Origin of the sequence: Pararhizobium sp. IMCC21322, assembly GCF_030758295.1 — a bacterium.
Lineage (GTDB): Bacteria > Pseudomonadota > Alphaproteobacteria > Rhizobiales.
Genome location: NZ_CP132335.1, coordinates 462,436 through 476,147, shown reverse-complemented (window position 1 = coordinate 476,147; position 13,712 = coordinate 462,436). Strand labels below are relative to the sequence as shown.

The following is a 13,712-nucleotide window of genomic DNA, read 5'->3' as shown; positions in this document are numbered from 1 at the left end:
TCAGACGATTTGGCGATTCTGTTTTTGTCAACTATCAGGGCAAAAAATATTTTTGGAGAGATCGTCGCAAGCGCGTCAGAAGTGGCGCTTGACATAAAAAACATTGAGTCGCAAAGCCTTAACATATTGAGGGTCGCAGTTGACTCATCGGAATCCGCCGCGAGGTTCAAAAAACGAAAAAGAATCTTGGCTGAGTCGGCTTGCCGAGGCAAAAATCAGTGTGTATCTTCACCCTATCAACAGCGGTACACACACTCTTGTACAGAGTGCTTTCAAGTAAAATTAGTTCCTGATTGAGTATTCACAATGCGCCAAGCCCATTTATTGGACTTTGCGCAAGCGGTATTTTTTTGCCTTATGGCAGGAATATTATTCGGCTCAAGTATTAGCCGGACTGTAATTGTGAATGTGCTTGAGAGATACGGTTTGGGAAAGCTTCCTTGACCGTTGCGTATTGATCGTCTGGCGTGCTGGCGCAGGATGTTGTCCTGGGTTCTACAAATCGCCGGGTGATATTTGGTGAATGTGCTGGTCGGGCACGCGGAAAAAAGCGCCGATGACGGCGCAGCAGAAATGTGGATTGAAATGACTGACTCCAAGATTGACAACACATCAGCCTCGTCCTCAGATGCTCCGCACTCCAATAATCAGGCCAATAATCAGGCTAACCGGCTTTCGGAAAGCGCCATACAGGATGCCGTCAACACCACCGGCTATGCCGGTGATGTGGCAGCACCTTATGCCTATGCCGCTCTATCCAGCAACGCGATCATTGTTGACGTGCGCACAATTGCGGAATGGAATTTTGTGGGACTTCCCGCACTGTCTCCCGAGCAACTGGTGGTGTGTGAATGGCAGGCCTATCCGGACATGCAGCGGAACCCCGGTTTTGTTGCCAAGGTGAGTGAAGAAATTCTGGCTCGTAGCACCGCAGAGGCTCCGGCAGATGCACCGGAGGTGTATTTTCTGTGCCGATCTGGCGCGCGCAGCCGATCAGCTGCGCTGGCTATGACGCAGGCCGGATTTCCAAAATGTTTCAACATCAAAAACGGGTTTGAAGGAGATCCAGACGCGGATGGCCATCGCGGCACCGTCAATGGCTGGAAGGTCGATGGTTTGCCATGGCGTCAAGGTTGACTGATAGCGGGCTGATTTGAGGCCAGTTGATTTGGGGCCAGTTGGCTTGGAACCAGTTGACTCAGCGAAGACTGGCCGAAAGACGAAATGAACTGAGAGAAAAGCAGACTGAATCATGGGCGAAGATGAACGACACACGCATGATGGTGCAGAAGAACTTTTAGGCGAATTTGGGGGCAATATGAATGGCACGGGCGATGTCGAAGGGCAGCAGATGAGTTTGCAAATCAAAACAGACGAAGGGCCATATAATGGCCCAACAAAACTGGCGTCTTTAGACGCGGGGGGAGAGGCGTCTCACAGCGCTGAACAATCATTGTGCTCTTCAAATTCGAAGACACCCACCAACACCGCAGCCAAACAGGCCCACCCCGATATGACCGATCAGATCGACTGTGACGCAACAGACGAAGATTTACAGGAAATCTGGAAGCGGATACTGGTTCGCTTGCGTGCCGAGCTTGGTGAAGATGTCTTTACATCGTGGTTTTTGCGCGTTGAGCTGGAAGATATCTCCGGCGGTGTGGTTACCCTGTCTGCGGCAACACGTTTTCTGCGCAACTGGATTATGTCGCATTTCAAGGAAACGCTGATCGGCTTCTGGAAGGATGAGATCGGAACTGTTTACAAGCTGGATGTGCGTGTCCGCAGCGCGTTGCATGTTCAGGCTCCGGGAACCAACCTCAATGCCGGTGATCAACAAAACGCACAGGGCGGAAAATCCGCAGCGGCTCGTCGCCTTGCAGATATGCGTGTCAGCCCGTCCCATGTGGGCGACCAGCGCGGCACACGGTTTGAAACCGGTGCACGGGCCTATAAGACGTCAAAACCCTCCGGTGTCGCATCAGGCGCACAGGCAGGATTTGGCGGACAGAGCGGAATGGCCATTACCGGCAATTCCCTGTCACTGGTCCAGTCACTCAGCAGTGCCCTTGATCGGCGTTACGTGTTCGACAATTTCTGTGCAGGAGCTGCCAACAAAGTAGCGTTTGAAGCAGCCCGCGCCGTTGCCATGGCGCTTCCCGGCTCGCCGGTTCTGTATAATCCGCTCTATCTTCACGGCAGTGTCGGCCTTGGCAAGACGCATCTGTTGCAGGCCATCGCCAATCAGGCAGCCAGCACTGGAACGCGGCAGGTGGTCTATCTGACTGCCGAGCGGTTCATGTCCAACTTCGTTCAGGCCCTGCGCAGTGAGCGGGCCCTGCAGTTCAAGGAGCAATTGCGGGCCATTGATCTGCTGCTGATTGACGATATGCAGTTTTTGACCGGAAAGGCGATCCAGCAGGAATTCTGCCACATGCTGAATGCGCTGATTGATGGCGGCAAACAGGTTGTCGTTGCGGCGGACCGCCCGGCATCAGAGCTGGATGCCCTGGAAGAACGGGTGCGTTCACGGCTTCAGGGCGGCGCCGCCGTTCAGATTGATACGCCTGATACCCAGTTGCGCCGGGATATTCTGACACGTCGTTGCCAGACTGTTTCCCTCAATCATCCCAGCATGGAAATCAGCGATACGGTGCTGGATTATGTGGCCAATCTGATCACCACCAACGGACGTGATCTGGATGGTGCTCTGAACCGGCTGATCTGTCATGCACAGACAAGCCGGGAACCGGTGACCATTGCCGTTGCGGAAAAGGCTTTGGCCGATTTGCTGGGTTCACGCGAACCCCGGAAAGTGCGGATTGAGGACATTCAGAAAATCGTCTCGCAACATTACAATGTGTCGCGTACCGATATGCTGTCGGCCCGCCGTACAAGGACGATCGTCCTGCCGCGCCAGATCGCCATGTACATTGCCAAGAATGTGACACCCAGATCACTGCCCGAAATCGGTCGGCGGTTCGGCAATCGCGATCACACCACGGTTCTGCATGCGGTCCGCAAGATTGAAGGCCTGTTGCAGACTGACAAGAAGCTGAGCCAGGAGATTGAATTGCTGCGCCGACTTGTTGAAGAATAGGTCTCATTCAAGACCCAATCGGGACCGATTCTGGGCCGATTGAGCGACAAGTTTTACGAGAAAACCGAATACCCCTTGCACTTTTGGCTTGGGCACGCCAAATTTAAACAAATCAAAGGCCTCCGTTCCAAGCGGAGGTCTTTCGTGTCTCTATTGCTTTCTAACTATCGCTTCGTATCTCTATCGCTTCGTATCTCTATCGCTTCGTATCTTGTCTTTAAGTTTTGAAAATCGGTTATCTCCATGAAAGCCACACTGGAACGCTCCCATCTGCTGAAATCACTTGGTCATGTGCATCGGGTGGTCGAACGGCGCAACACCATTCCCATCCTGTCCAACGTGCTGATCAAAAGTGCGGAGGGCAATGTTGAGCTGAAGGCCACTGATCTGGATCTGGAAGTTGTGGAACATGTGCCTGCAATGGTGGAACAAACCGGCGCAACCACAGTTCCCGCACATATTCTGCATGATATCATTCGCAAACTGCCTGACGGCGTAGAGGTCAGTCTCGACACGTCAGGCTCAGACGGCACCATGGCGCTGAGCGCCGGGAAATCCCGTTTCACATTGCAGATGCTGCCGGACAGTGAATTTCCCGACATTACGGCCGGCGAGTTCAGCCACACATTTTCGCTGGATGCGAAGGAGTTTAAAAAGCTCATTGATCGCACCCAGTTTGCCATCTCGACCGAAGAGACCCGGTATTATCTGAACGGTATTTATCTTCATGCCGAAGACCAGGCTGGCGAATTGGTGCTGCGCGCTGTCGCCACTGACGGGCACAGACTGGCACTTGCCGACATTCCAGCGCCAAGCGGCTGCGAGAATATGCCGGGCATTATTGTGCCGCGCAAAGCCGTTGGCGAGATTCAGAAATTGCTCGATGGCTCGGAAGAGCGGGTTCAGGTCGAACTGTCCGAAAGCAAAATTCGGATTTCCTTGGGCACTGTGGTCCTGACCAGCAAACTGATTGATGGAACATTCCCGGATTATGAGCGCGTCATACCGCGCAATAATGACCGTGAATTGCGTCTGGACCGTGCCACGTTTGAAAAGGCGGTTGATCGCGTTTCAACCATTTCCAGCGAGCGCGGACGTGCTGTCAAACTGTCGCTGAGCGAAGATCAGCTTGTGCTGAGCGTGACCAATCCGGATTCTGGAACGGCGACTGAAGAGCTTGCGGTGCAATATGGCGCCGAAGGTCTGGATATCGGCTTCAATGCCAAATATCTGCTGGATATTGCCGGTCAACTGCAAAGCGAAGCGGCGCTCTTCAAATTTTCTGATCCGGGCATGCCGACACTGGTTTGCGATGAGGCTGATCCGACGACCCTGTTCGTTCTGATGCCAATGCGGGTCTAGGCACACTTGGCAGAAGCGCCCTATATCAGCCGTCTGTCGCTGACGGGGTTTCGCAATTACAACCAGCTGTCCCTGACATTCGATGCGCGTCCAGTGGTGCTGACCGGTGCCAATGGCGCGGGAAAAACCAACCTTTTGGAAGCCGTTTCCTTTCTCTCGCCCGGGCGGGGTTTGCGCCGTGCGGCGCAGGATCAGGTGGCCCGCGTTAGCGGCGACGGGCAATGGGCTGTCTCAACCGACATTACCGAAGGCGACGAGGTTACCCGAATTGGTATCGGGCTGCAGTCCACGCCCAATGGCACTGAGCGCAGCAAAAGGCTGCGCATCAATCAGGCCAATGCCAACAGTTCAGATGCGCTGCTGGAGTATTTGCGAATTCTCTGGCTGACACCTGCCATGGATGGGCTGTTCACCGGCCCGGCAGGGGATCGGCGGCGGTTTCTGGACAGGCTGGTGCTGGCAGGGGACCCCGGTCACGGACGTCGCGTCAGCGCCTATGAAAAAGCGCTCACCGGCCGCAACCGGTTGCTGGATGCGCCACAGCCCGACGCATCCTGGCTGGACGGTCTTGAAATCCAGATTGCCGAGTTGGGCGTTGCCATTGGCTTTGCGCGCCAGCAGCTGGTGGAACAGCTGGATGCAAGACTGGCGGCTGACCAACGCCCATCCAATGCATTCCCAAGCGCTATGCTGACCCTGGCCGGGCCTTTCGAGGAGCTTTTGGCACAGCAGAACGGACCAGCGCTTGAGGTGGAGGAAAATTTTTGCGGGCTGCTGCGGAGTAATCGCCGCCGCGATGCCGCTGCCGGACGCACGCTGGACGGGCCACAACGCAGCGATCTGCTGGTGCGCCACCGCGAGAAGGATATGCCTGCAGCACTGGCCTCAACCGGTGAGCAGAAGGCCCTTTTGATCGGGCTGGTGCTGGCACATGCCAAGCTGGTCAGCGAGATTGACGGGCGCAGCCCTGTTCTGCTGCTGGACGAAATCGCAGCGCATCTTGATCCGGGACGGCGCGCGGCCCTTTTTGAAGCCTTGCTGACACTGGGCGGACAGGCGTGGATGACAGGCACGGATCCAATCCTGTTTGAAGCATTGGGAGACCGCGCTCAGCACTTTCGCGTGGATCAGGGCTCTGTGTCACCGGTGGTGTAAGCATCTTGACACAAAGTGGTGTTGATAGGTTTCGGTCGATCTGACATGGATGGGTGCGCATGGCGAAATTTGGACATGCAGATAGTTGGACATGCAGATAGACTGGAAACCCGATGGATATTGTCACCCTTTCAACTTTTGCAATTCCGCTGGCGATTGCCGCTGCCATTCCGGGGCCCGGCATTGCCGCATTGGTGGGGCGGTCGCTGGCAACCGGTTTCTGGCCGACATTGCCGATGGTGCTCGGTCTGGTTGCCGGAGATTTGAGTTATCTCACGCTGGCCGTGTTTGGCCTGGCATTCATTGCACAGGGGCTGGGCACTTTCTTCATCATCGTCAAATGGGCAGGCATTGCCTATCTGGCCTATCTCGCCTGGAAGTTCTGGCATGCTGAGCCACGCGCGCTGTCGCAGGTGACAGAGGCTAAATCCAACTCTGTGGTGTCCAGTTTTCTGGCCGGGCTGGCAGTCACAGTGAGCAATCCGAAAACCATCACATTCTATCTGGCGCTGGTGCCCACATTGCTGGACATCACCAAAATCACCCTGGTCAGTTACGGCCAGTTGGCGCTGGTTGTGTTTGTTGTGGTGAGCGGCGTTATAACCTGTTACGTGGCGCTGGCGGCCAAGGCCCGGTCCCTGTTTAGCAAACCCTCAACGCTGAAGCGGATGAACCGGGTTGCGGCGACATTTCTGGCCGGGGCTGCCGTGGGCATCGCAACCAAAGCCTGATTTCGCCGCGCTTTGGCGGATTTCTGCGGTTTTCGCCCCTACAGCGCCTTGTTTGGGTGGTTGAAAGTGGGCAGAAACCCCATATAAGGGTTCAAGCCTTTTTGACAGACCTGAAAGTGATTCGTTATGGCCGATTCCGAGCCGATTGTTGACGCCGCTACTGAAGCCACCAATGAACCGGAAAACATGGAATACGGTGCGGATTCCATCAAGGTTCTGCGCGGCCTCGATGCGGTGCGCAAGCGGCCCGGCATGTATATCGGCGACACCGATGATGGCACTGGGCTGCACCACATGGTCTATGAGGTGGTCGATAACGCCATTGATGAAGCGCTGGCTGGCCATGCGGATTTCGTCAAAGTCGCGATCAATGCCGATGGCTCGGTGACTGTCGAAGACAATGGCCGTGGCATTCCGACCGATATTCACTCAGAAGAGGGCATATCGGCGGCTGAGGTTATCATGACCCAGCTTCATGCCGGCGGAAAGTTCGATCAGAATTCCTACAAGGTTTCCGGTGGTCTGCACGGCGTGGGCGTTTCGGTTGTGAATGCCCTTTCATCTTTGCTGACGCTGAAAATCTGGCGTGCTGGCAAAGCCCATGAAATGAGCTTTACCCACGGGGTTGCAAACGGTCCCCTGAAAGAGACCGGCGATGCGGGTGACCGCACCGGAACCGAAGTCACCTTCCTGCCAAGTACAGATACATTCACACAGACAGAGTTTGTGTTTTCAACTCTTGAACACCGGCTGCGCGAGCTCGCTTTCCTCAACTCCGGCGTCTACATCATTCTGACCGACAAGCGCGGCACAGAAGATCGCATTGAGGAAATGCAATATGAAGGCGGCCTTGAAGCGTTCGTGACCTATCTGGACCGGGCCAAGCATCCGCTGATCGACAAGCCGATTTCCCTGCTGACCGAAAAAGACGGCATTACGGTTGAAGTCGCCATGTGGTGGAACGACAGCTATCATGAGAATGTGCTGTGCTTTACCAACAATATTCCACAGCGCGATGGCGGCACGCATCTGGCCGGTTTCCGTGGTGCCCTGACCCGGCAAATGGTGGGTTATGCCGACCGATCCGGCATCACCAAGAGGGAAAAGGTCAGTGTCACCGGCGAGGATAGCCGCGAAGGGCTGACCTGCGTGCTGTCGGTGAAAGTGCCTGATCCGAAATTCTCCTCACAGACCAAGGAAAAACTGGTGTCTTCGGAAGTGAGGCCTGTTGTAGAAAGCGCGGTCAACCAATCGCTGCAGACCTGGCTGGAAGAGCATCCCACTGAAGCAAAAATTCTGGTCGGCAAAGTTGTGGAAGCGGCAGCGGCCCGTGAGGCTGCCCGCAAGGCGCGCGAGCTGACACGCCGCAAAGGCGCGCTGGATGTTGCCTCCCTGCCCGGAAAGCTGGCCGATTGTCAGGAACGCGATCCGGCCAAGTCAGAAATCTTCCTGGTGGAGGGTGATTCCGCTGGCGGGTCCGCCAAACAGGGCCGCAGTCGCGCCAATCAGGCGATTTTGCCCCTGCGCGGTAAAATTCTGAATGTGGAGCGCGCGCGCTTTGACCGCATGTTGGGATCTGTTGAAATCGGAACGCTGATTACCGCTCTTGGAACGGGCATCGGCAAGGAAGAGTTCAATCCGGACAAGCTGCGCTATCACAAAATCATCATCATGACCGATGCGGATGTGGATGGCGCGCATATTCGTACGCTGCTGCTGACCTTCTTCTTCCGGCAAATGCCGGAGCTGATTGAGCGCGGCCATCTGTATATTGCGCAGCCACCGCTTTACAAGGTGAAACGCGGATCGTCAGAAAGCTATCTGAAAGATGAAGAGGCTCTGCAGGATTACCTGATCCTGTCAGGCATTGATGACACCACTTTCACGCTGCAGAGCGGCGAAGTGCGCTCTGGAGGCGATCTGAATGGCCTGCTCAGCGACGTGCGCGCCTTTGCCAAAACTCTGGCCGGACTTCACAGCCGCTATGATCGTCGTGTGGTGGAGCAGGCAGCGCTGGTTGGCCTGCTTGAGCCTGGATTGGTGGAAGAGGGTGATGCAAGCGCGCTGATCGAACAGCTTGTGGTGCGTCTTGATGAATTGTCGGAAGAAACCGAGCGCGGCTGGAGCAGCGAATTGCGCAGCGATGGAACGCTTGTCCTGTCCCGCGAAGTGCGCGGCGTTCGGGAAGCCCTGATGCTGGATGCCGGCCTGTTTGACAGTGCCGATGCGCGGCGCCTGCACACACTGGCCGCCCGCTTTGCTGACGCCTTTGACGGTGTGGGCGTGCTGAGGCGCAAAGAACTTGAAACCTTCGTATATGGGCCATCCGGTCTTCTGGAGGCTGTGCTGCTGGTGGGCCGCAAGGGCATTTCCCTGCAGCGCTACAAGGGTCTTGGCGAAATGAATGCCGATCAGCTTTGGGAAACCACGCTGGACCCGGATGCCCGCACCTTGCTGCAGGTCAGAATTGGTGAAGCCTATGATGCTGACGATATTTTCAGCAAGCTGATGGGCGATGATGTGGAGCCAAGGCGCTTTTTTATCCAGGAAAACGCCCTGAATGTCGCGAATCTGGACATTTAAGCGCTTTCTGCCATATTTTTGCCGCACCGCAGCATAAGACACTCTCTTACCCCCAAGAGAAGTAAAGTAGACTCATGATTAAACTCGTTTTCGCGGCCTACGGGCTGATGATGCTGGCCTTGCTTGGCATCAACACCACCCCGGCTGAGGCAGCTGCTCCGACGCAGTGCGGAAAAGCCTCCTGGTATGCGCTGTACAGCCGTACTGCCAGTGGTGAAATGATGAACCCGAACCTGTTGACAGCCGCGCACCGCTCCTTGCCATTCGGCACCCGGGTGCAGGTAACCAACATGAAAAACGGCAAATCCGTTGTTGTGCGGATCAATGATCGTGGCCCGTTCATCAAAGGTCGGGTGATAGATGTGTCAAAAGGCGCTGCCAAAAAAATCGGTCTGGTGCGTGCTGGCGTTGCGGCGGTCAAGGTGACCGCATTGAATGGCAAAAAAATCAAAGGCGCACGTGGTTGCGTCAACAGCTAGGGTCTGTTCCTCGCTGTTGTCTTTTTCAAGCTAAAACGCACTGCTATAAATCGCCAATGCATCCTCGCGCGTTAAAGCGCGCGGATTGTTGACCAGCAGACGTGACTGGTTCATGGCGTCATCTGCAAGGTCCGGCAAGACCTCCTGCGCTATTCCCATCTGCCGCAGGTTTTGTTGAAGTCCACAATCACATGACAATTCAACCAATTTTTCGATGAAGGCATTGGCGCGTTTCTGCGGGTCAATTTGTGCCAATTCAGCAAATGCAAATGGGGCAAGTTCCGCATAAGGCTCAGGCTTCAATTCGGCGTTGAAGCGCAACACGTGCGGCAAAACCAGCGCATTCGACAATCCATGTGGTATGTGGAAACGCCCACCAAGCGGATAGGCCAGCGCATGCACCGCTGCAACGGGAGAATTCGCAAAGGCCTGCCCCGCCAGCAATGAGCCCAGCAACATGTCAGATCTTGCTGTCAGGTTCTGCCCATCCTGCACGGCGGTGAGAAGAGAGCCGCCCGTCAACGTCAAAGCCTTCTCGGCCAACATGCGCGACATAGGATTGTTGTTGGGATTGGCCGATGCGTATGCCTCAATTGCGTGAACCATTGCATCAATCCCGGTCGCCGCAGTGATGTGTGGTGGCAGTCCGATTGTCAAAACGGGATCAAGAACTGCAATATCCGGCAGGATAATGGGCGAAACAACACCCATTTTTTCATTTGTTCCAGTGGTCACAATCGAAATGGGCGTGACTTCAGACCCTGTACCGGACGTCGTGGGTACAAGAATAAGAGGCAATCGCGGGCCTTTGACATTGCCCACCCCGTAGATATCGCTGAGCTTTTCCTTACCAACGGCCAGCAGGGCAACGAGCTTTGCAACATCCAGTGACGATCCGCCCCCAAGGCCGATAACACATCCAATTTTCTGACTTGTTGCAAGCTCCACGGCCTGCAGGATTTTAACTTCCGGCGGGTCAGCCTCGACTTCATTGAACAGAACAATTTCGAACCCACTTTGCCCGAGGATATTTATGGCGCGGTCCACGATGCCGGTGGCCATCATACCGGGGTCGGTAATCAACAGTAGCTTGTCATCCGTCAGTGTTTTGGTGATGTCCCCCAACAAGTCCAGCTGGCCGGACCCAAATCTGATGCTCTTGGCTGTGTTGAAAGTGAACTCATTCATGGTCTTTTCCACTCTGAAGCGCCTGGAGAAAAATTTTTAGGCGCTTTCTTTTGGATTTGGCAATTTCATGAGCATAGCGAACGCCCTGAACACCGCCGGTAATGTGTCTGCGTCCAAACAGATAGCGCATGAGATTGACCGGATATTCAATCAGCATCCGTGCCCTCAGACCTGCTACGGTGCGTTTATGCGCCTTTTCATGAATTTGTTGCCGGGCATAGGTTTCCATTTTTGGAGCAATGTCGGAAATATCTCTGAAACTGTAATGCCAGACCGGGCCGTCGATCTGACCCAGTGTCTGCCCGTCATCGATCACCCGGTCATCGGTGCGGCTGTCTGAGTAGCGCATTTCACGTCGGTCATAGAGCCGGTTGATGCGGTAAAAATCCGCAATGGGTCTTGGCTTTGTCTTGCCGGGATAGATTGTAACCACATTCAGATAATAGCCCGGCTTTGGTGGCGCGCCGTTGGCGAACAGCGCTTTGATCTCCGCTATTGCCTGATCGCTCAAAACTTCATCCGCATCCAGATTAAGCAGCCAGTCATGGCGGCATTGCTCTTCGGCAAAGCGTTTTTGCGGGCCAAAGCCCTGCCAGTCATTGTGAATGACCCGCCCACCAAGATCTTTTGCAACCTGAACCGTGTTGTCTGTCGACCCGCTATCCACCACCACAATATCATCAGATAATTGCCGGGCGGCTTCCAACGTTGCGCCCAACCGGTCCGCTTCATTGAGCGTGATTATGAATATTGATAGAGGGTGTGAAACAAGCACCAATAAACACCTTCATCTCAAATCTGGTCGCGAATACCGTGCCTATATCGCATTAAACATTCAACTCGCAATAGCCACAATTGAGAGAAGAATGTAACTGTTTTAGGCTTCCGGTGTGCGCGAATCAACTTAGCGGCTAGGGGCATAGCTGCATCGACAAAGGAAAATGAGAAAATCAGCAAGATTTAAATAATACTTATATGTGATAGATGCTGAAGAAAGAAGCATCTATCACATATAAAATACAAACGCAATCTGCCGGGCCTTTATTTTCTGCAGATTTCCTATTTTTTTTATGGCATCTCTGTTACGTTTAGTCCAATTGTGAAGCACTAGTTGAGAATCGATGCTAAAACTGAACGAACTCAAAGATCGGAAAATGCGCCTTTTGGAAATGCAAAAGCTATTGGAACTCGAAATCCGGTTGGTTGAATCAGAAATTCAGAAAGCTGATCCCCTCCGGCACACAAGACTTGATCGAGCTTTTTTCGATGACAAAATTGTCCCAATGCTAAGCACTGCTGGGAATAGAGGTATGAGTAGTTCGCGGATGTATAGGGAACTGATGTCTTCGGATGAAAAAATGAGCAATGGGGCGTTTCGAACCTTCCTATCTCGTTGCAAAGATAGAGGTTCGCTGAAGACTGTTTCAGATGCTGCGGGAAGGACTAAATGGACTCTTACCTAGCGGCTTAGAAAGCGTCGATGCAGTTAGAAACGCCGAAAGTAATAAAGACGTAGGCGAAAATACGCCTACGTCTCTAAATCTCCGACAAATTGGCTTTGTCGGTTGATCACGAAATAGACGGTCTATTTCGTGTAATCCGTGCAAGCGGACTAAAGGGCGGAAAGAGTGTTTCCGCCAGTTGTGGAGCACACCGTGCCTATATAACCACCATCGCGGATGTTGGCCTAGGCCTAGGCCAACATCCGGCAGTCCCGTAGGGGATAAGGCAGTTCAGGGACGCCTGATTTGCCACACACATATTGGGATTCCCTTCCAAAAGGAAACTTAGAGCAACACGTCGGGATTCCAACACCCGACGTGTTGTGAATCATAGATCCTGCTAGTGCCTCACGCAAAGGTTTTTCACAAATTCTGCGATTTCCTATCACTTATCCGATTAGGGGCACTCAAAACGCCCGCGTATTTCTGACAAAATTTCCTGTTTACATTATGATATGGGCGTTTTTAAAATTAGCATATCAGAGATCCGCATATGAATTTGACCCGATCCATCACACCTTTCCTCACCTTTCTGGGTGCATTTTTCACCATTATGGCCTTGTCCGGTGGTGCCGCTGAAGCGCGTCCCAATACGCAGAATTATACCTGTGCAGGCGTGCGTGCCTTTGTCGATCAACAAGGTACGGTGGTGATGAACACCAAGAACCGTCACGTCTATCGCAAATTCTACGCGCCCAATTATCAATGCCCGATTTCCAATGTGCATACGCGCCACAGCGTGCCGACCAAAAGTGGCATGTGTGCGCTTTTCATTTGCCGGGAACCGCGCAGGCCTTTTTTCAAGCAGTTTAACTGATTTTTCTACTTTAGCGGATACCGGCATTTTGATTTCCCGGCGCTGTCGGCTATAGACCTGACCATCTGTTCCGCGCAGACCGGTAAGGGTAGATCAGACATGCAGACGCCTTCTCAGGTCAGCAAACGGCCTGGCAAACAACAGACCGCGACCCGCGATCCGGAGCGCAGTCGCAGATCTATTTTGAAAGCGGCGACGGATGAGTTTGTGGCGCACGGGTTTTCCGGCGCAAGCGTCAATGAAATTGCGGCGCGGGCTGCCATCAATAAGCGCATGCTCTACCATTACTTCGGCAATAAGGAAGAGCTGTTTCTGGCGGTTCTGGAATCCACCTACGCGCAGATCCGGACCGGCGAACGCACGCTTGAGCTGGATCATCTGCAGCCGATGCAGGCCATCGAGCGGCTGGTCCGGTTCAGTTATGATCATTTTTTTGAACACCCGGATTTTCTGACCCTTCTCAATATCGAGAACATGTATCAGGCGCGGCATTTGAAAAAGTCTGCCAAGATTCAGCAGATGCACTCACCTCTGGTGGCACAGATTCAGGATGTGCTGAAACGCGGGCAGGTTGATGGTGTGTTGCGCGCCGATGTCGATCCGGTTGAATTGTATATTACGATCGCGTCGCTCTGCTTCTTTCACATGTCGAACCGGCACACATTGTCGGTTATTTTCAATCAGGAACTGGCATCACCGGATGCGCTCGATCGGCGGCGTGAACATGTGGTGGCTGTCATCACATGTTTTCTGCGCGCCTGACTTCACCAAAACGGGTTCACGGCTTGACACACA

11 protein-coding genes are annotated in these 13,712 nt (G+C 53.8%); 9 read left to right on the top strand and 2 right to left on the bottom strand.

Going from position 1 to position 13,712, the window contains the following annotated elements; genetic code table 11:
- Positions 1-585 precede the first annotated feature (585 nt).
- From RAL91_RS02420 to RAL91_RS02390, 7 genes are all read left to right on the top strand, one after another.
- Positions 586-1,137, top strand: coding sequence for a rhodanese-like domain-containing protein (locus tag RAL91_RS02420; RefSeq protein WP_306259384.1), 552 nt, complete (start codon positions 586-588; stop codon positions 1,135-1,137).
- A gap of 115 nt (positions 1,138-1,252) precedes the next feature.
- Positions 1,253-3,100, top strand: a complete 1,848-nt coding sequence (dnaA, locus tag RAL91_RS02415) for a chromosomal replication initiator protein DnaA (protein WP_306259383.1) — start codon at positions 1,253-1,255, stop codon at positions 3,098-3,100.
- Positions 3,101-3,343: 243 nt separating this feature from the next.
- Positions 3,344-4,462 (top strand): DNA polymerase III subunit beta, encoded by a 1,119-nt coding sequence (gene dnaN, locus RAL91_RS02410; protein ID WP_306259382.1) that lies wholly within the window; start codon positions 3,344-3,346, stop codon positions 4,460-4,462.
- 6 nt (positions 4,463-4,468) lie between these two features.
- Complete coding sequence (gene recF / locus RAL91_RS02405) at positions 4,469-5,617, top strand: DNA replication/repair protein RecF (protein WP_306259381.1); 1,149 nt, start codon at positions 4,469-4,471, stop codon at positions 5,615-5,617.
- A gap of 113 nt (positions 5,618-5,730) precedes the next feature.
- A complete protein-coding gene (locus tag RAL91_RS02400; protein WP_306259380.1) occupies positions 5,731-6,348 on the top strand; it encodes a LysE family translocator in 618 nt (205 codons plus the stop codon).
- A 126-nt stretch (positions 6,349-6,474) separates the two neighbouring features.
- The gene (gene gyrB / locus RAL91_RS02395; protein WP_371932477.1) at positions 6,475-8,931 is read left to right on the top strand and encodes a DNA topoisomerase (ATP-hydrolyzing) subunit B; all 2,457 of its coding nucleotides are present in this window, start codon (positions 6,475-6,477) and stop codon (positions 8,929-8,931) included.
- A 74-nt stretch (positions 8,932-9,005) separates the two neighbouring features.
- Positions 9,006-9,410 (top strand): septal ring lytic transglycosylase RlpA family protein, encoded by a 405-nt coding sequence (locus RAL91_RS02390; protein WP_371932476.1) that lies wholly within the window; start codon positions 9,006-9,008, stop codon positions 9,408-9,410.
- A 30-nt stretch (positions 9,411-9,440) separates the two neighbouring features.
- On the opposite strand, the gene RAL91_RS02385 is transcribed toward RAL91_RS02390, so the two are convergent.
- Both RAL91_RS02385 and RAL91_RS02380 read right to left on the bottom strand, forming a co-directional pair.
- Positions 9,441-10,598 (bottom strand): iron-containing alcohol dehydrogenase, encoded by a 1,158-nt coding sequence (locus tag RAL91_RS02385; protein WP_306259379.1) that lies wholly within the window; start codon positions 10,596-10,598, stop codon positions 9,441-9,443.
- Positions 10,591-11,373 carry a glycosyltransferase family 2 protein gene (locus RAL91_RS02380; RefSeq protein WP_306259378.1) on the bottom strand — a complete coding sequence of 261 codons (783 nt, stop codon included), beginning with the start codon at positions 11,371-11,373 and terminating at the stop codon, positions 10,591-10,593. The genes RAL91_RS02385 and RAL91_RS02380 overlap by 8 nt, the downstream gene beginning before the upstream one ends.
- A 1,220-nt stretch (positions 11,374-12,593) precedes the next feature.
- Between RAL91_RS02380 and RAL91_RS02375 the strand changes: the two genes are divergently transcribed.
- On the top strand, positions 12,594-12,917 hold the full coding sequence (locus RAL91_RS02375; RefSeq protein WP_306259377.1) for a hypothetical protein: 324 nt from the start codon (positions 12,594-12,596) through the stop codon (positions 12,915-12,917).
- A gap of 99 nt (positions 12,918-13,016) precedes the next feature.
- Positions 13,017-13,679, top strand: coding sequence for a TetR/AcrR family transcriptional regulator (locus RAL91_RS02370; protein WP_306259376.1), 663 nt, complete (start codon positions 13,017-13,019; stop codon positions 13,677-13,679).
- Positions 13,680-13,712 lie beyond the last annotated feature (33 nt).

What these genes read in the sequence shown, in the direction of transcription:
- gyrB (WP_371932477.1), top strand. Translation starts at nt 6,475, where the DNA reads ATGGCCGATTCCGAGCCGATTGTTGACGCCGCTACTGAAGCCACCAAT.
- dnaN (WP_306259382.1), top strand. Translation starts at nt 3,344, where the DNA reads ATGAAAGCCACACTGGAACGCTCCCATCTGCTGAAATCACTTGGTCAT.
- RAL91_RS02400 (WP_306259380.1), top strand. Translation starts at nt 5,731, where the DNA reads ATGGATATTGTCACCCTTTCAACTTTTGCAATTCCGCTGGCGATTGCC.
- RAL91_RS02390 (WP_371932476.1), top strand. Translation starts at nt 9,006, where the DNA reads ATGATTAAACTCGTTTTCGCGGCCTACGGGCTGATGATGCTGGCCTTG.
- RAL91_RS02370 (WP_306259376.1), top strand. Translation starts at nt 13,017, where the DNA reads ATGCAGACGCCTTCTCAGGTCAGCAAACGGCCTGGCAAACAACAGACC.
- RAL91_RS02420 (WP_306259384.1), top strand. Translation starts at nt 586, where the DNA reads ATGACTGACTCCAAGATTGACAACACATCAGCCTCGTCCTCAGATGCT.
- dnaA (WP_306259383.1), top strand. Translation starts at nt 1,253, where the DNA reads ATGGGCGAAGATGAACGACACACGCATGATGGTGCAGAAGAACTTTTA.
- RAL91_RS02375 (WP_306259377.1), top strand. Translation starts at nt 12,594, where the DNA reads ATGAATTTGACCCGATCCATCACACCTTTCCTCACCTTTCTGGGTGCA.
- RAL91_RS02385 (WP_306259379.1), bottom strand. Translation starts at nt 10,598, where the DNA reads ATGAATGAGTTCACTTTCAACACAGCCAAGAGCATCAGATTTGGGTCC.